The sequence below is a fragment of the Orrella marina genome (genome assembly GCF_003058465.1).
Lineage (GTDB): Bacteria > Pseudomonadota > Gammaproteobacteria > Burkholderiales > Burkholderiaceae_B > Algicoccus > Algicoccus marinus.
On the sequence record NZ_CP028901.1, the window covers coordinates 4065741 to 4083232 of the forward strand.

General features: G+C 56.3%; 17 protein-coding genes. 7 read left to right on the top strand and 10 right to left on the bottom strand.

The window, feature by feature from the left end; all coding sequences use genetic code 11:
• Positions 1-12 precede the first annotated feature (12 nt).
• Entirely contained in the window at positions 13-585 is a 573-nt protein-coding gene (locus DBV39_RS18490) for a YcbK family protein (RefSeq protein WP_108622858.1), read from the top strand.
• A gap of 54 nt (positions 586-639) precedes the next feature.
• Here DBV39_RS18490 and DBV39_RS18495 read toward each other — a convergent pair whose 3' ends face one another.
• Both DBV39_RS18495 and DBV39_RS18500 read right to left on the bottom strand, forming a co-directional pair.
• A complete protein-coding gene (locus tag DBV39_RS18495) occupies positions 640-1719 on the bottom strand; it encodes a metal-dependent hydrolase (RefSeq protein WP_108622859.1) in 1080 nt (359 codons plus the stop codon).
• Positions 1720-1955: 236 nt separating this feature from the next.
• Entirely contained in the window at positions 1956-2717 is a 762-nt protein-coding gene (locus DBV39_RS18500) for a 3-oxoacyl-ACP reductase (protein WP_227870713.1), read from the bottom strand.
• 472 nt (positions 2718-3189) lie between these two features.
• Between DBV39_RS18500 and DBV39_RS18505 the strand changes: the two genes are divergently transcribed.
• The gene (locus DBV39_RS18505) at positions 3190-3597 is read left to right on the top strand and encodes a CopD family protein (RefSeq protein WP_227870714.1); all 408 of its coding nucleotides are present in this window, start codon (positions 3190-3192) and stop codon (positions 3595-3597) included.
• Here the strand turns inward: DBV39_RS18505 and prpF are convergent.
• From prpF to DBV39_RS18530, 5 genes are all read right to left on the bottom strand, one after another.
• Positions 3579-4787, bottom strand: a complete 1209-nt coding sequence (gene prpF / locus DBV39_RS18510; protein ID WP_108622861.1) for a 2-methylaconitate cis-trans isomerase PrpF — start codon at positions 4785-4787, stop codon at positions 3579-3581. The genes DBV39_RS18505 and prpF overlap by 19 nt on opposite strands.
• A 156-nt stretch (positions 4788-4943) precedes the next feature.
• Positions 4944-5783, bottom strand: a complete 840-nt coding sequence (gene pstB, locus DBV39_RS18515; protein ID WP_227870715.1) for a phosphate ABC transporter ATP-binding protein PstB — start codon at positions 5781-5783, stop codon at positions 4944-4946.
• 66 nt (positions 5784-5849) lie between these two features.
• Entirely contained in the window at positions 5850-7130 is a 1281-nt protein-coding gene (gene pstA, locus DBV39_RS18520) for a phosphate ABC transporter permease PstA (RefSeq protein ID WP_108622863.1), read from the bottom strand.
• A gap of 15 nt (positions 7131-7145) precedes the next feature.
• Positions 7146-8522: a phosphate ABC transporter permease subunit PstC gene (gene pstC, locus DBV39_RS18525; protein ID WP_227870716.1), complete on the bottom strand. Its 1377-nt coding sequence runs from the start codon at positions 8520-8522 to the stop codon at positions 7146-7148.
• 114 nt (positions 8523-8636) lie between these two features.
• Positions 8637-9665 (bottom strand): substrate-binding domain-containing protein, encoded by a 1029-nt coding sequence (locus DBV39_RS18530; protein ID WP_227870717.1) that lies wholly within the window; start codon positions 9663-9665, stop codon positions 8637-8639.
• Between the two features lie 417 nt (positions 9666-10082).
• On the opposite strand from DBV39_RS18530, the gene DBV39_RS18535 reads away from it, so the two are divergent.
• Positions 10083-10946 carry an ion transporter gene (locus DBV39_RS18535; protein ID WP_108623379.1) on the top strand — a complete coding sequence of 288 codons (864 nt, stop codon included), beginning with the start codon at positions 10083-10085 and terminating at the stop codon, positions 10944-10946.
• 127 nt (positions 10947-11073) lie between these two features.
• Entirely contained in the window at positions 11074-12243 is a 1170-nt protein-coding gene (locus DBV39_RS18540; RefSeq protein ID WP_108622866.1) for a mechanosensitive ion channel family protein, read from the top strand.
• A gap of 125 nt (positions 12244-12368) precedes the next feature.
• On the opposite strand, the gene DBV39_RS18545 is transcribed toward DBV39_RS18540, so the two are convergent.
• Complete coding sequence (locus tag DBV39_RS18545) at positions 12369-13949, bottom strand: gamma-glutamyltransferase family protein (protein ID WP_108622867.1); 1581 nt, start codon at positions 13947-13949, stop codon at positions 12369-12371.
• 75 nt (positions 13950-14024) lie between these two features.
• Positions 14025-14687 (bottom strand): nitroreductase, encoded by a 663-nt coding sequence (locus DBV39_RS18550; RefSeq protein WP_159079035.1) that lies wholly within the window; start codon positions 14685-14687, stop codon positions 14025-14027.
• 118 nt (positions 14688-14805) lie between these two features.
• Between DBV39_RS18550 and DBV39_RS18555 the strand changes: the two genes are divergently transcribed.
• The 3 genes from DBV39_RS18555 (at position 14806) to rssA (ending at position 16650) form a co-directional block, all read left to right on the top strand.
• Positions 14806-15369: a response regulator transcription factor gene (locus tag DBV39_RS18555; RefSeq protein WP_159079036.1), complete on the top strand. Its 564-nt coding sequence runs from the start codon at positions 14806-14808 to the stop codon at positions 15367-15369.
• Entirely contained in the window at positions 15363-15611 is a 249-nt protein-coding gene (locus DBV39_RS18560) for a helix-turn-helix domain-containing protein (RefSeq protein ID WP_159079037.1), read from the top strand. The genes DBV39_RS18555 and DBV39_RS18560 overlap by 7 nt, the downstream gene beginning before the upstream one ends.
• 106 nt (positions 15612-15717) lie before the next feature.
• Positions 15718-16650 (top strand): patatin-like phospholipase RssA, encoded by a 933-nt coding sequence (gene rssA, locus DBV39_RS18565; protein ID WP_108622871.1) that lies wholly within the window; start codon positions 15718-15720, stop codon positions 16648-16650.
• On the opposite strand, the gene DBV39_RS18570 is transcribed toward rssA, so the two are convergent.
• The gene (locus DBV39_RS18570) at positions 16631-17485 is read right to left on the bottom strand and encodes an ABC transporter permease (protein WP_108622872.1); all 855 of its coding nucleotides are present in this window, start codon (positions 17483-17485) and stop codon (positions 16631-16633) included. The genes rssA and DBV39_RS18570 overlap by 20 nt on opposite strands.
• Positions 17486-17492: the final 7 nt, after the last annotated feature.

Consider the following 17492-nt stretch of genomic DNA (forward strand, 5'->3'; position numbering starts at 1 on the left):
AGAAGTAAAAGCATGCGTCAAGTAAAGCGAGCAGACATGGTAATCAACACTAGAAGATCCTTGCTGAAAGCGTCCGGTTTCGGATTGCTGCTGGTCGGCGCGCCTGCGCTGGCGAAGGTGACCACACCGGTCAAGATACCGGGACGTCAGATTGGCATGAATCACCTTCATACATCAGAGAGAATCGGACTCGTGTATGCCAGGGGGCCTGTCTATCTTGATCCAGCCCTGGATAAACTCAATGTCTTTTTGCGGGACCACTACACTCACGAAGTGGGGAGTATGGATCCCGGGCTGTACGACATTCTTCACGACATCCGCAACGCGCTCGGTGCGCGGGGGCACTACGAGATCATTTCAGGGTATCGCAGTCCCAAAACCAACGAGCGACTGCGTACCACCCGTGGTGGGGGTGTGGCCAAACGCAGTCTGCACATGGATGGCAAGGCAATCGATGTGCGCCTGCCCGGTGTGCCGTTGAAGGATTTGCGTGAGGCGGCGATTGCGCTTGAGCGGGGCGGAGTTGGGTATTATCCGCGTGATAATTTTGTGCACGTTGACACCGGTAAGTTTCGTACCTGGTGAGTAATCTGCCCGGGGCGCAATGTCGCCCAGGGCGTGATGGATGTTTGCTCTGTGTTATCTGGCAATATCCACGTCCGGCTCGATGCTCGGTGGTAGCGCTGCGGGCAGGGAGGGGCCTGTTTCGTCGAGCCCTGGCTGAGGGCCGACAGGTGCCAGAATGCGGGCGATCAGCCAGTTCCAGGTCGGACCCAGTTCCGGACGGCTGCCTTCCTGAATTGCCGGCCGGTTAACGTCGAGCTGGTTGTCGGGCCCAACGGATCCGAGATTGAAAACAAAGAAGTAATTGGGCTCGAATCCCATCCGGATATCGGTGACGTACACATTGTCATCACGTTCGTGCATCCGGTAGAACCCCTTTGAGAAGCGCGCAACCTCACGTACACCCGGGTGATCCCAGTGCTGCTCGATCAAGTCAGCGCGGCGGTCATATTGACGCCATTCAATCTTTGGCGAGTCATCAAACACCGAGTACCAGCCCTCGTAGTAGTGTGTGGGGGACACAGCGACCATGCGCCAGAGAAAAGTGTTCAGCGGTGAAGGGGTGATGAGCCATTCATCGATGCGGTCCCCAGGCGGCGATGCCTTGGCCACGGTCGTGACGTGCTCCTGAGCAATGACGGTCCAGACCATGTAGGTACTGCTGACAAGCAGCCCCAGGGCGTTCCAGGTCCACCTGAACCGGGATCGGCTCCAGAGGCAGGCGAGCAAGCCGATCAGTAGTGGCGCTGTGTATAACGGGTCAATGATGAAGATACTTCCCTGCCCGAAAGGATAGTTGCTCCAGGGCAGGGCGAGTTGAGTGCCGTAGACCGTCATATAGTCGATGCCGACGTGCGTGATCAGCACCAGCCAGAAGGCCATCCACCAGCGGGAGAAGGTGGCTGCCTGGCGGTGAATCAAGTGTGCCACCGCCGCAAAAACCGCTGAGGCTGCAGTGAGATAGGCGATTGCGTGCGTTTCGGCACGATGGCGAGTCATGTTGAGGATGGCGTCTCCGAAGTCCATCACCACATCGAGGTCGGGTGCGGTTCCAGCAAAAGCTCCCCAGAGCGCAGACTGCCAGACCGGGACTTTGCGTCCCATGACGGCAACGGCAACTGCGGAACCTAATGTGATCTGTGTAAGGCTGTCCATGAGTCAGGTTTGATGATCTCGAATCGCAACAGCAGACGCGAAAGACTCGTCTGCCAGAAAAGGATGATGGTCTGGCTGACATGGCGGAACTGTTTCCGACCCTGTCAGGGCTGTGCATGAGTACTGCATGGCATTTGGCCATGCTCCCAAAGGCACACATTATGAGTCACTGAGCGATGAATAGTTCGCACGGTGGCAAAGCGGCGTAGTGCACTCAGTCAGCGAGGTGGCACGCCTTAATCTTTGACCAGTCCCCCATCGACAACCAGATTCTGTCCGGTGACTGCGCGAGACCAGGGCGACAGAAAAAACAGCACGGCATCGGCGAATTCTTCGGGCGTGGTGACCGATTGCAGCGGTGTGTTCCGGGCGATCAGGTCAAATACAAAATCCGGTGTGGCAGCACTTGCATCGGTGGTTCTGAGCAGCCCACCTGACACCATGTTGACCGTGATGCCATCGGGACCGAGTTCGTGCGCTGCTGTGCGGGTCAGCGAAAGCAGGCCTGCCTTGGCCGCGGTGTAGTCGTGGTAGGGGACGACCGGATTCTGAAACAGATTGGTTCCAACATTGACGATTCTGCCAAACCTTGCAGAGCGCATGCCCGGTAGTGTCGCCTGGATCGTGTTCAAGGCTCCCCCGACGGCCCCTCGTGCCTGCTGCTCGAAATGTTGCAAGGTAATGGTGTCGAGTCTGGGGCGGTCATCTCCGTTGAACGTGAATGAGACCAGGGCATTGTTGATGACGCTGGTGACCGGGCTCCCGAACTGGGCTTCGATCTGTGAGACCATCTGGCCCACAGCCGCAGGATCGGTTACATCGGCCTGGACTGTGCAGACACGGCTTCCGAGTTCTGACTGCAGGCGTTCTGCGCTGGACTGACTGCCGAGGTAATTGACGGCGACTCTGGCGCCTTCACGATGAAGGGCCCGCACAATCGACTCGCCAAGGCCTCGTGCTCCCCCAGTGACCAGCACAATCTGTTGTTCGATCTTCAAATGCTTGCTCCGTGGTGCGAATTCTGATGTCGGAACATCGGTGATATCTCTCATTGTCTGTTTGCGTACTCATCTCAAACCCAGGGGTGAATCGCAAAGCGATCGACGAGTAGACAGTGAAACGGCAGATGATAGCGCGCCGACGTGACTGACAGGATGACATCACGCCAGCTGTATGGGCTATTCAAATAGTCTGGGCGCTTTCGGGTGATGTGTCGCACTGCTCACGCATGATAAACCACGCAAAGCCACACAAAACCACACAAAACCAGACAATCTTGTCGGAAACAGAAGGTTTCTCGCAGATCGTGAACCAACTCGCATACCATGAGTCAGACTTTGACGTTTGTTGCCCCTGCCAGCCGGCAAAGGTTGCCCGCCTCGAATGCCTATCAAATCTTTCTGGAGCCCGGATGCTATACGACCTGCTTAAAACTGTTCACATTCTGTCACTTGTCCTCTGGATCGGGGCATGATGTTTGTGCAGTGGTTTCTCAGGCCCGCCCTGCTGCATCTTGCAAGCGAGCAAAGACTGGTATTGATGCACGAGGTGCTGACCCGGTTCTTCCGAGGGGTTCTGATTGCCTGTGTGCTGGTTCTGGTGACGGGCTTCTGGATGATTGGTCGCGTCGCTAAAAGCACTGTTCAGGCGGGTGGGTCCTTTGACATGCCGATCGCCTGGTGGGTCATGGCCGTTGTAGGTACCCTGATGGTGGCTATTTTCATGCACATCCGGTTCGCCCCGTTCAGGCGGCTAGGTGATGCCATCAAATTTACGGCGTGGGACAAGGCAGGGCAGGCCCTGGGGCAGATTCGCAATCTTGTCGCGGTCAACCTGACCCTGGGTGTTTTGCTGATTGTTTACGTGTTGCTCGCCTGATCGAGGGGTTGCAGGCAGGAGGACGGCACAAACACCTGCCCGTCCATCAGTCTGCGTGCGCTGCGACTGACTTTTACAGCGTTTACCACAGCCTGTCCGGATGCGTCTGTATGCACATCCGCACCAATGCGCAAGACACCAGAGGGGTGACCGAAGACGATGTCATTGCGGGCGTGTCCGAGAATCTGGCTCACTACGGTTCCTTCGATGGCCGCTGCCGCTGCGATGCCAACCGCACCGGTGCCCGTCATCGCGTGGTGTAGCTTGCCCATGGAGAGAATCCGCGCCAGCAGATCAATGTTGTCCGCACTGACGGTCTTGCCATCGGACGCCGTGTAGGTATCCGGTTTCGCAAAAAACGCCAGCTTGGGTGTGTGCTGACGGGATCGGGACACTTCTTCGACAGAGAGTCCAAGACCCATCCGGACCGCGGCGTGGGCGCGAATCTGCTCGAGCCGATCGAGGAGATCGTGGTTGCTGTTCAGATCGACTTGCAGTTCCTTGCCAGTTAGCCCGAGCGATGCCGCACTGACAAAGACAGCCGGATTGCCAGCCATGATCATGGTTGCAGATAAGGTGCCAAAGCCCGGGACCTCGAGTTCGTCGATGCGATTGCCGGTCGGGAACATGCCCGAGACACCAGCCTGGCCATCTTCACCAGCCTCGCTGTTGCTGGCGCCAGGGTCCAGAAACTCAATCCTGATCTCAGCGGCAGGAAAAGCCACGCCATCGAGCTTGAACTCGCCCGTCTCGAGAACCTGGCCCTCGCGGACTGGTACGTGTGCCAGTATCCGCTTCCGGATGTTGGCCTGCCAGATTCTGATGGTTATCCCGCAAGCCTCACCAGGTGATATCAGGCCACGATGGATTGCAAAGGGTCCGACTGCAGCAGTCAGGTTGCCACAGTTGCCACTCCAGTCGATCAGAGGCTTGTCGATTGATACCTGGCCAAACAGATAGTCGATGTCACTGTCAGGCCGGTCGCTGGCCGAGATGATCACAATCTTGCTGGTGCTGCTGGTCGCTGCTCCCATGCCATCAATGTGCTGACCATAAGGGTCCGGACTGCCGATCACCCGCATCAGAACCTGGTCACGTATGACAGGATCTTCGGGAAGATCCTCAGCCAGGAAAAACACACCTTTGCTGGTACCTCCTCGCATGTAGGTGGCACGAATGGGAACTTGCATGGTTGAAACTCGCTTCTTCAAAGACTTGCATCGTCAGAAACAAGTGTTGTAACCAGTTTTTGTGGTGTGCGTAAAGAGAGGTGCTGTGCAGACAGGATGCCTGCGAAGAAGTTTGCCCCCATGCCGGGATGAATCATTGGCATGGGGAGGTCGGGATCAGCCAAAACGTCCGGTCAGGTAGTTTTGTGTCAATTGATGCCTGGGATTGACAAAGATATCCTCGGTCTTGCCAACCTCGATCAGCTTGCCCAGGTGAAAGTAGGCAGTCCTGTCTGAGACCCGGGCAGCCTGCTGCATCGAGTGGGTGACGACCACGATGGTGTAGTCACGTTTAAGCTCATGCATGAGCTCTTCCACTGTTGCCGTTGCAATCGGGTCGAGCGCTGAGCAGGGCTCATCCATCAGGATGACTTCAGGGCTGACGGCAATCGCCCGCGCAATGCAAAGGCGTTGCTGCTGACCGCCGGAAAGTCCGGTTCCCGGGTTGTCCAGCCGGTCCTTTACTTCCTTCCAGAGGCCGGCCTTGGTCAGCGCGGCTTCGACGATCTCGTCCATCTCGGCCTTGCTGTTGGCCAGTCCGTGAATCTTGGGGCCATAGGCGATGTTGTCGTAAATGGATTTCGGGAAGGGATTGGGCTTTTGAAACACCATGCCCACACGCGCGCGCAGTTCGACCACATCCAGATCGGGCGAGTAGATGTCAGTGCCATCGAGTTCGATCAAGCCGGTGATCCGACAGTTGTCGATGGTGTCGTTCATGCGGTTAAGCGTACGCAGGAAAGTGGATTTTCCGCATCCGGATGGGCCAATGAACGCGACCAGTTCTTCGCGTCCGACTTCCAGATTGACATTGTTGATCGCTTGCTTGGTGCCGTAGAACACGTTCACGTCACGGGCAACGATTCGCGGGTTCTTTGCGGTGGTATTGCCCAGTGTCTTGAAGCTGTCGTCTTCGTAGTTGCTGTTATCCAGCGGGCCGCTCGGCGTGGTTGCCATGCCTTGGTTCCTTTTGCGTGAATGTAGGTCCCTGAGAGTCTGAGTCATCAGGGGGTCGACAATACATTAATTGGTTTTTTCGAACTTGCTGCGCAGGTAGACCGCGATCATGTTCATGGTGACCAGAAAGCCCAGCAGCACCAGAATCGCTGCACTGGTGCGCGATGCAAATCCTCGCTCGGGACTGTCGGCCCAGATAAAGATCTGCGTCGGCAATGCGGTGGCCGCATCCATCGGGGAAGCAGGCACCGCGGTGATAAATGCGTTCATGCCGATGAGCAGCAGCGGTGCAGTTTCGCCAAGTGCCTGGGCCAGTCCGATGATCGTTCCAGTCAGGATGCCAGGCATGGCCGAGGGCAGGATATGGTGAAACACGGCTTGCTGTCTGGACGCACCGATCCCCATGGCGGCCTCGCCAATCGAGGGTGGTACAGCCTTGATAGCCGAACGGGTCGCAATGATGATCGTTGGTAGCGTCATCAGGGCAAGCGTCAAGCCACCCACCACCGGCGCAGAACGGGGCATGCCAAACCAGTTCAGGAACACCGCCAGAGCAAGCAGGCCGAACACCACCGACGGAACTGCTGCAAGGTTGTTGATGTTGATCTCGATCAGGTCTGTGAACTTGTTGCGCGGTGCAAACAGTTCGAGATAGATTGCCGCGCCAATGCCGACCGGGAAACTGATCAGAAAACACACCATCAGCGCGTAGAACGACCCGGTGAGTGCACCGGCAAGTCCTGCAATTTCCGGAAACCTTGAGTCTGCGTTGGTGATCAGGCCCCAGTTGATTTTCGAACTGATCTGGCCCCTTGCCTTCAGTTCGTCAAACCACTGGATCTCGTCCTGCTTGAGACGTCGGAATTCTTCTGGCGTATCCCGATCAATCAAGGCTTTGTTGAGCTGGTCGTACGGGTCAGATACGGGAACAGAAAACGGGATGGTCGTGCCAATGACGTGCGGATTGGCCACAACATAGTCTCGTAACAGAAACTGCGAGGCGGCACTGGGCATCGAGGTGAGCCTGCGTCGTTCTGCCCGGTTGGTGACTTGCGGAAACTCTGCCTCGATCGCATCGTTCACGACGTTGCGAAACCGGCCCTTGAAAGGATCTTCTCTCGAGACATATTTTTCGCTGATATCAAAGTTCAGCGTGAGATAGGTCTGGGTGAAAGCTGGATAGCCTGACATGGTCAGACTGCCGACTAGCAGCACCAGGATGCCGATTGCCACAAACAGCGCGCTCAGGCCAATGGCCCGCAGCGTCATGTCGCCACGCTTGCGCCGAGCATAGCGCGGTCCGGACATCAGCTCTTTCCAGTCGGGTTTTTTCAGTTTTGCGGTCATGATGGTGTCCGGTCCTCAGTCATACATTTCGCGGTACTTGCGCACAATCCGCAGTGCCAGCACATTCAGGATCAGGGTGACGACAAACAGCATGAGACCCAGCGCAAAGGCAGACAGTGTCTTGGGGTTGTCGAACTCGGTGTCACCGATCAGCATGGTGACAATCTGCACTGTGATAGTCGTGACTGAGTCAAGCGGGTTGATTGTCATGGTTGCAATCAGACCCGCGGCCATCACCACGATCATGGTTTCACCGATGGCCCGACTGATGGCCAGCAGGATGCCGCCGACGATGCCAGGGATGGCAGCCGGGAACAGAACCTTGAGCACGGTTTCCGACTGGGTGGCACCCAGTGCCAGAGACCCGTCGCGCAAACCGCGCGGTACGGCATTCAGAGCGTCGTCAGTGAACGATGAAATGAAGGGGATCAGCATGACACCCATCACCATGCCAGCTGCCAGTGCCATGTTGGGAGCTGCGCCGATGCCGAGCATGGCAGCGGTCGATCTGAGTGCGGGTGCGATCACAAGAATGGCAAAAAAGCCGTAAACGACGGTGGGCACGCCTGCCAGAATCTCGAGAATTGGCTTGATGACAGTTCGTGCACGGCTGCTGGCAAATTCTTTAAGATAAATGCCCGTGGCGATTCCGACAGGAATCGCAAAGATGCTGGCAATGACGGTGATGACCAGCGTGCCCATCAGGACGGGAAGCCAGCCAAAGGATCCGGATCCACCAACCTGGTCAGCCCGGATCGCAATCTGCGGCTCCCAGTTCGTTCCGAGGAAGAACTCCCAGAAGGGGACTTTTGCGAAGAAGCGCAACGACTCGAACACCAGCGAAAAGACGATGCCGATGGTAGTGAGGATGGCAACCAGCGAGCACAGAATCATCAAGGACCGCACGATTGTTTCGACCGATGTCCGTGCCGAGAAACGTTGACGGACCTGCTTGCGACTGTAGACCAGTGCACCCAGCGCGATGGCAATCAGACCGGCCCAGGCAATGGTGGTGCTGAGACTCATCAATCGGTTGAGATACTCGGCTGCCTCGAGTTTGTAAGGTTCTGGGGTCCCGAAAATCTGACCACGGGAAATCGAGATGATTTCGGCTCTGATCAGTGAGTGTGCGCCCACATCACCGGGCGTAAATGCACCTTCGGGCAATGACGCCATCATGATCGCCTGAGCGATGACGTTTCCGAACAGTAGCCACGCCAGGATGAACAGCAGACTGGGCAAGGCGATCATCAAGAGCGCGTACATGCCGTAAGCGGTGTCCATGGAGATGGGCTTCTTGCCGGCTAGACGCATCCGACGGGATGCCTGGTAATTCAGCCAGTAACCGGCTGTTGCAATCAGCAACGTGGCGATCAAAAGGTATGCAACCATGATGAGGTCTTCTCAAGTTGCAAGACCGACGCAGCAATGTTCGCCTTGTCGGTCTCGCGTCAGGACAGATGTGAACGGTCAAGCTGCGCGACCGTTCCTGTCTTCAATGACAATTTACTGAGCTGCGAACTTCTTGCCAGCCTTGACGTCAGCCTGAACCTGCTTGAGGCGATCGGTTGGCAGTGGGGTCAGGCCACGCTCGTTGTTGTAGCCACCCTGTGCAAGCGAATCCTCGGAGATGTATTCTTCGATGAACTCGTTTAACCCGGGAATCACACCACGGTGAGCGTTCTTGAAGTACACATAGATCGGACGAGCAATGCCATACTCGAAGGATGCAATGGTATCAGCGTCAGGTGTCACGCCGTCGACTGCAACAGCCTTGAGCTTGTCTTCGTTTTCGTAGAGGAACGAGTAGCCGAAGATGCCCATAGCGTTAGGGTCAGCTTCAAGACGCTGCACGATCAGGTTGTCGTTTTCACCGGCTTCAACGAAAGGACCATCCTGGCGCATGCGTGAGCACTTGTCCTTGTCGTAGCCTGCATCACCAACGATGGCTTTGCAGCCGTCGTGCATGGCCAGCTCCACGAACGCGTCACGGGTGCCTGATGTGGGTGGGGGGCCGTACGCCAGAATTGCGGTGTCGGGCAGCGAGCTGTCGATGTCAGACCACTTCTTGTTCGGGTTGGCAGCCCATACAATGGTGCCGTCGGATTTCTTGGCAGGGACTTCAGCGGCCAGGGCACGGAAGATCTGTTCTTCGTTCAAATCCCAGTCAGCGGGTGATTTGCGTGAAATCGCGATGGTCAGGCCGTCGTAGCCGATCAGGGCTTCGGTGATGTCGGTCACGCCATTGGTGACGCAGACGTCGTATTCTGACTTCTTCATGGCACGCGATGCGCCAGTGACGTCAGGGTGACCTTCGCCGATACCCTGACAGAAGATTTTCATGCCGCCGCCGGTTCCAGTCGACTCGACAACGGGAGAGGCGCCACCCGATTTTGAGGCAAACGATTCGGCAACAGCCTGGCTGTAAGGAAACACTGTGGAAGAACCCACCACGCGAACCTGGTCGCGGGCGTGAGCAGCACCCATGGCACCCAGTCCTGCAACAGCCATGGTTACCGCGAGAATTTTAGACACTTGAGCTTTCATATCGACACCATAAATTGGTTTTGGAAAGTGTGTTGCAGTGCAACTCCAGCCCGATTTATATAACTGTCAGATGACAGTTTTGTGACACAGGTGACATGAAATACGCGCAGTGAAGGAACTTTTTTTTCGATGTAATCTACTGTTTTTTAAAGAAGTTAAAGCGCATGGACGGGGCGCTTGAGATGGATTTCCGCGGGCTGGATTTTTTGTCATGTTCTGTCATGAACACACTCATTTCCGCACCGAACGCAGCGATTGCACCCCGTGACGGCGGGTGTGACATTGACTGACCCCGGCCCGCAGGGTGTCCGGCAAATTTTCTCATACTGCCTCGCAATGCCTGATTTTCAGGTTGCAAAATCTACTCTCATATTCAACGCCTTTCTGACAGGACTTAAGAAGAAAATGACTGATTCACAGGTCACCGGTATGCAGCGCACAACCAGGCAACTGGTTCAAAGGCCCTGGTTCGCCAACGCCATTCTCGGCGTGATTCTTTTCAACGCGCTGATTCTGGGGGCGTTGACGGCCGTCGAACCTGGTACCACGCTTCATGCTGTGCTGGTGGGGGCAGACAGGATCTGTCTGGGTATTTTCATTGCGGAGATTGTGCTGAGGTTGCACGCCTGGCGGGGACGGTTCTTCGCGGATCCCTGGAGCGTGTTTGACCTGGCCGTGATTGCAATTGCCTTGATTCCGGCCAGTGGTCCGCTGGCCGTGCTGCGCGCCTTGCGTGTGTTGCGGGTGCTCAGGGTGCTCACCATTGTGCCGTCCATGCGGCGTGTGGTCAGTGCGCTGCTGGGGGCCTTGCCGGGACTCGGTGCCATTGTCATGTTGTTGATGCTGATTTACTACGTATTTGCCGTGATAGCGACCGATCTGTTTGGTGAGCAGTTCCCGGACTGGTTCGGCAGCCTGGGTGAGTCCTTCTACACGTTGTTCCAGGTCATGACTCTCGAGAGCTGGTCCATGGGGATTTCCAGGCCAGTGATGGAGTCCTTCCCGTATGCCTGGCTGTTCTTTGTACCGTTCATCCTGATTGCCACCTTCACGATACTGAACTTGTTCATCGCCATCATTGTCAACGCAATGCAGACCTTTGCAGAACAGGATCATGCAGACGAAAGGGCGCAACAGCAGGCCGTCCAGGATGAGAAAGAGCAGGCGCTCCTGCGGCAGCTGGAAGCCTTGCATCAGGAGCTGCGGGAGATCAAAACCATGATCGGACCCACCAGTGCAGCCATGCAATCCAGACAGAATCTGTCATGACGAGGAGCTGAGCGCCAGTGAGAATTTCAGACCTACAACTAAATATTACTTTCATTTGGTTGGCATAACCCGACCGGGTCTTTTACACTAGTGCCACTTTTAAGCAAAACAGAGGGCTTTCTCACGCATGGAGAATCTGAGCACGCAGTTCGCAGAGTTTTGGAGAATCGTCCTGGATGTATGGAATAGCGGTGTACTCGGCTATTCAATCAGCGATGCATTGGTTGCACTCGGCATCTTTCTGGTGTTTTACGCACTGAAAGGTTTTTTCAGGCGATTTGTTTTTTCCTTGATGGGCCGCTGGTTCGAGAAGCGCAGTCGCGGTAGCCGCACTTATGAGATTCTGACCAATGCGCTTTCCGGACCCTTGCAGCTGGCTTTTGTCACGTTCGGTGTCTTTTTTGCGCTCCAGTACGTCGGGTTGAGAGGGGATCTGAGCGAGCTTGGCGACCGGGTCGTACGCACACTGATTTCAATCGCGATTTTCTGGTCGCTCTATAGTCTGGTCGTTCCGTTGAGCACAATGCTCGAGAAACTTGACCGGGTGCTCACTCGCGAGATGATCGACTGGCTGATTAAAGGGATTCGCTGGGCAGTCTTGTTTATCGCGGCGGCAACGATCCTTCAGCTCTGGGGCATCCAGGTTGCACCGATTCTTGCTGGTCTTGGTCTGTTTGGTGTGGCTGTTGCACTGGGTGCGCAGGAACTGTTTCGAAACCTGATCGGCGGTCTGTGCATTCTCATCGAGAAGCAGTACAGAAAGGGTGACTGGATTCTGGTCGAAGGCGTTGTGGAAGGGACGGTCGAACATATCGGGTTTCGATCAACGCAAATCAGGCGTTTTGATGCCGCACCGGTTTCTGTTCCGAACATGAAGTTGTCTGACGCGGCAGTGACCAATTTCTCCAGGATGACGTATCGTCGTATTTCCTGGAAGATTGCGCTCGAGTATCGTACGACGATTGATCAGCTGCGTATCATCCGTGAACAGATCGAAAACTATCTGCAAACAGAAGGCTCATTTGTGCAACCTCCAAGCGCCTCGTTGTTTGTGAGAATTGATTCTTTCAATTCGTCTTCGATCGACATCATGCTCTACACGTTCACCACGACCACGGTCTGGGGAGAGTGGCTGGAGCACAAGGAGCGACTGGCTTACAAAGTCAAGGAGATCGTCGAGGGAGCTGGTGCGAAGTTCGCGCTGCCAAGTCAGCAGGTCTACGTCGAGCAGTTGCCTAAGGATGTACCAGAGCCATTCGTACCACCAGCTGATTCACGTCCTGCTTCGGACACTTGATGTTCCGTTGATGGTATGACAGAGAAAACGGGGAGATCAGCGTGATTCTGATCTCCCCGTTTTCAATGGCCGTTTGGCAACTCCAGCCGAGGTGACTGTAGATTTCGGAGCGATTTTTTACGGCGTCACTGCAAATTGTCTGCCGCCACCGCATCACCCCATGGCGTGAACGTTTCGGTACACCCGAAATTCAGTTCCCCTTGTCTGGCGACTCCGGCCGGGCAGGCATACGCGTAAGGGTAGATGTTGCGCCTTGCCGTGCTCACGGGCAGGACTGTCTCGAGGGCGCTCAGTATCTCGTTCCCAAGTTTGGGGTCGGCAACAATTTTTGCGGTGCCACTGACATCGATTCTCGGTTGTTCAAATGCAGCCTCCAGACTCAGACCATGCTCCATCATGAAGCGGCTCAGCTGCAGCACCGACCCGAGGATCTTGCGTCCCCCTGATGCGCCGATCGCAAATGAGAGGCCATTGGCTGACTGTCCGATGACCGGGCAGTAGTTTGTCAGGCAGCGCTTGCCGGGTGCGAGCGAGTTCGGCTTGCCAGGTTCCGGATCAAACCACATGATGCCGTTGTTCAGCAGTAGTCCGGTGCTCGCGGAGGTGACGCGGGATCCGAAGATCGATAGCAGCGTCTGGGTGACGGCACACATATTGCCCTCGCGATCTACCACGCTGAAATGCGTGGTGCTACCGGGTGCCTTCGGTGATTCGTGATCTCCCATGGCATTGAGCCGGTGTTCGAAAGCGCTCGCGAGCGCTTGCGCAAATCCGGTGTACGTCTGGGCGTTGACGCCAGGCGTCGACTGTGGGTTTTCAACCAGCCATTTCAAAGCTTGCAAATAGGTCGGCCCACCCGTGAGTTCAGGTCCGGCGTAAACCGTTCCCTGCGCGTACTCGTAGGTCAGTGGTTCGACGATCTGTGCCTCATAGGACCGGAGATCGTCCATGCTCAGATATCCGCCTTTGGCCTGAATGTCGCGAACCAGTGCCTGACCGATACTGCCTTCATAAAATGCGCGTGGCCCCAGCCTGGCGAGAGTTCTCAAGGTCTCGGCGAGCGTCTTCTGGTTCAGGCGCTTCTGTTCAACGCTGGTCCAGCCGCCAAGAATCGGCCACTTTCCGTCTTCCAGAAAATAGGCGGCAGTGTCGGGATCTTCTGTGAGCTCTCTGGCATTGGCACCAGTCAGCAGGGCGCTGTACCAATCTGTCAGCATGCCTTGCTCGGCAAGGTCCGCAGCGGGCATGACCAGTTGCTCCCAGGGCAGGGTACCGAAGGTCTTGTGTGCCAACTCCATGCCTGCAACCAGCCCCGGTACGGCAACTGCTGTCGCGCCTTTGACGTTGCGATCATCGACCACGTGTTGCCAGGGAAACAGATCGGATGCTACGCCCTGACCGCTAAGCGGAAAGTCTGCCGGATTGAGTCCGGCTGGTGAACGCATGCCGAAGTTCACGACGTAGGCCTTTTGCTCCCGTGCTCGCCACACGATCATGCAGCCGCCGGCCGCCAATCCGCTCATCCAGGGCTCAATCACGCCCAGTGCCATCGATGTGGCCACTGCAGCGTCGATGGCGTCTCCACCCTGTGCGAGAATCCCGGCACCGACATTGGCGGCCGCGATGTGCTGGGAGGCCACGATCCCGTGGCGAGACTGAACCGCTGGTTTGCGCACCACCTGAGTCTGAGAAAAGTTGTCCTGCATGCGTCCTCCAGAGAGTGTTGTCAATCTGCTGCTGTAGCGTGGTGTTTTTTTGATAATGTAGACTGAACTGTCGCTTCAGTCATGCCAGGAGGTGAACTCGTCGAGCGCCATGCGTGAGCTGTGGTATGCGTTCAGAGGGGCGTCAGGGTCGGGGTGTCCGATTGACAGCCCGACCAGGAGTTTCTTGTGTTCAGGCACTCCGAGCGCTTCTTTTACGATCTCCGGGTAGTTCGACAGAGATGCCTGAAAGCATGTTCCAAGGCCATGGCCCACCGCTGCCAGTGCGATTGACTGCAAAAAGATGCCGATGTCCATGGTTGACCAGGGGCCGTACTCTTGATCCATGAAGATGAACATCGCACAGGGTGCCCCAAAAAACTCGAAGTTTCGCAGACGTAGCGTCTCTCGCTTTTCTGTATCGTCTCGCGCAATCCCCAGTGCCGCAAACCGGTTGATGTTGTGCGTCTTTGACCGCTCGGCCGCCGCTTCGGGCCAGTGTTTGGGATAAGGCACTTCCGAATGGCCCCGTACACCACCCACTGCTGCATCCATCAGTTTCTGGCTCAGCAAATCACGCGTCTGGCCAGTGACTACTGCGACTTCCCAGGGCTGGGTGTTCGTGAAGGATGCGCTACGGCCCGCAAGCGCAAGAATCTTCTGCAATGTTTCTTTCGGGACAGGGGTGGATTTAAAGCCCCGTACGCTTCGACGCTCGGCCATTGCTGCAAGTACATCCATTGAGATCTCCTGAGTATGAGTAGTCATTTGTAGTCAGATTGCGATTATTGTGCCTGACGGCTAACCTATTTGCGGTACTACGGTTACCTATGCGCCAAGATGCAGGATATGCGTTAAAGTGAAGTGCTCCGGACAGTGGCTGTGGCGTGCCAGCGCCCAGATACCAGGGTCCGGGTTTGTGCTGGCGAGGACTGATCGCCGGTTATATCAGCTCATCATTCGTCAGCAGATTGCCGTGGAAAGTTTGTTCAGTATTGTGGTTGTTGAGGATCACGACGAGTATCGTGAGGCGCTAGTGGAATTCCTTCAGCGTGAAGGTCATCGAGTCATGGATTTTGATTCGGCAGAGACCCTGATGCATGGGGCGCTACCGGAGAGCGTTGATCTCTTTATGATCGATCTCAATCTGCCTGGAGAGGACGGGCTGGTACTGGCCAAGCGTCTGCGAGAAAGCATGCCTGCGGTGGGCATCATCATGCTGACTGCACGAGGCTATCCTGAGGACGTGACGCGTGGATACCAGAATGGGGCCGACATCTATCTGAACAAACCCGCCAGTGCTGCGCAACTACGTGCAGCGCTCGGGTTATGCGCAGAAGGCTTGGTGGCACCACGACAGGGGAAAGTATTCCACGTCTGGAGCGTCGCAAGCTGTGTGGAACACAAAGCGAGGTCATGCTGACCACGACCGAGGCGCTCGTGCTCGCAGCGCTGGCACGTGCGGGTGGGCGCCAGCTCAGAACCGAACAGATCATTCAGGCGATTGGCAAGGATCCGGAGTCCTACCAGAAGCACTCGCTTGAAGCCGCCATGACCCGGTTGAGAAAGAAAATCCAGGATGCGTGTGCAGATGATCTGGCCTTGCAGTCGGTGCGAGGCGAGGGCTATCGCCTCAGTGCGTCCGTTCAGATCATCACCGGCTGACAAGCAACATCAATCAGACATCAACTGGCTGTGGCAGACATGTCGCAGCTTGACGACACGACGCAAGACACCGTGCGTGTGATCAATTTCAGAGTAGGGGCTATGTATGAATGGTCGTCAGCTGAAGTTTGGTGTGGCCCTGGGCGGTGGGGCCGCAAGGGGATGGGCGCATGTGGGCGTTCTGCGCGCACTACAGGAGGCGGGCCTTGAGCCTGATGTGGTCGCAGGGACCTCCATCGGTGCGCTGGTCGGTGCTGCACTGGCTGCCGGAGAGCTGGACCGGTTCGAGTCCTGGGTGCGTAGTCTGAGGCTCATGGACGTAGTGGGTCTGATGGACGTCCGATTTTCCGGGGGGCTGCTCAAGGGCGACCGGCTGATGAATTTTTTTAACAAGCGGTTTACTGACCGGCCTATTGCAGAGCTTGGACTGCCGTTTGGCGCTGTGGCAACTGATCTGCGAACAGGCTCAGAGGTCTGGTTGCGAGATGAGTACGTCCTGGAGGCGGTCCGGGCGTCGATTGCCTTGCCCGGCCTGCTGGCACCAGTGATCCTGCAAGGGCGCACGCTTGTCGACGGGGTACTTGTCAATCCGGTTCCCGTCTCCCTGGCAAGGGCGATGGGCGCTGATGTGGTGCTCGCGGTCGATCTGAGTTCGGATATTCTTGGCCGACACTTGCGCCCAGAGCAAAATGACGCTTCATTGTCTGAGTCTGCGGCTGATGATCCGGACAGGCACGAAGATATCTCGCAGCGCATTTCATCCAGGTTCTCTCAGCTGTTCCGACAAAAAGGTCCAGCCATCCCGTCTGTGTTCGGTGTGGTCGCCTCAAGCCTGAGTATCATGCAGGTCCGGATCACGCGTAGCCGCATGGCAGGAGATCCGCCTGACGTGAAGGTGGAGCCCCGACTTGGCCAAATCGGCCTGATGGAGTTTCACCGGGCTGCAGAGACAATTGATGCGGGCCATCGTGCAACCCGCCATGTGATTTCGTCGCTGCGCGAGATTTTGAGTGATTCGACTAGAACTGCTCCCCCCTGATCCGTTCACTGCGCCGTCTGAGTAACTCAACCGTGACAAGCAGGGCAATTGACACCAGTATCAGCAAGGTCGCTACGGCCAGAATGCTGGGATTGATCTGTTCGCGCAGACCGGAGAACATCTGGCGTGGAATGGTTCTTTGCAGCGGACCCGCCAGGAACAGCACTACCACGACCTCGTCAAACGATGTGACGAATGCGAATAGCCCACCCGAAATGACACCTGGCCGGATCAGCGGGACGACGATTTGCCAGAACGCGCGCACGGGTGAAGCACCCATGCCGACAGCGGCGTTATACAGGGACCGGTCAAAGCCGCTTAATGTGGCCGTGACTGTGATGATGACAAACGGAACCCCCAGCGCCGCGTGGGCAATGATCAGGCCGGTGTAGGTTGCCACCAGATTGAAGCGTGTGTAGAAGAAGAACATCCCGGCGGCAACGATGATCAGCGGCACGATCATGGGTGAGATCAGCAAGGCCGTGATCAGTCGCTTGCACGGCATGACGTCTGAGGCCAGTCCGACTGCAGCAACAGTTCCCAGCACTGTTGCGAGCAGTGCTGCGGCGATTCCGATCATGAAGCTGTTCTGGATCGCAAGCGTCCAGCGCAAGTCCGTGAAAATCTCCTGGTACCAACGGATTGAATAAGCTTGCGGGTCCAGTGCCAGCATGCCGGACGAGAACGAAAAAAACGGCTCTGCGTTAAACGACAGCGGAATGATCACCAGAATCGGTAACATCAGAAACATCAGCACCAGTAGTGCGGTCAGTCTCAATCCGTAGTGATTAAGGTAGTGCCAGACGGTGTAATACGCGGGTAGTTTGCTTTTCATGGGGTGA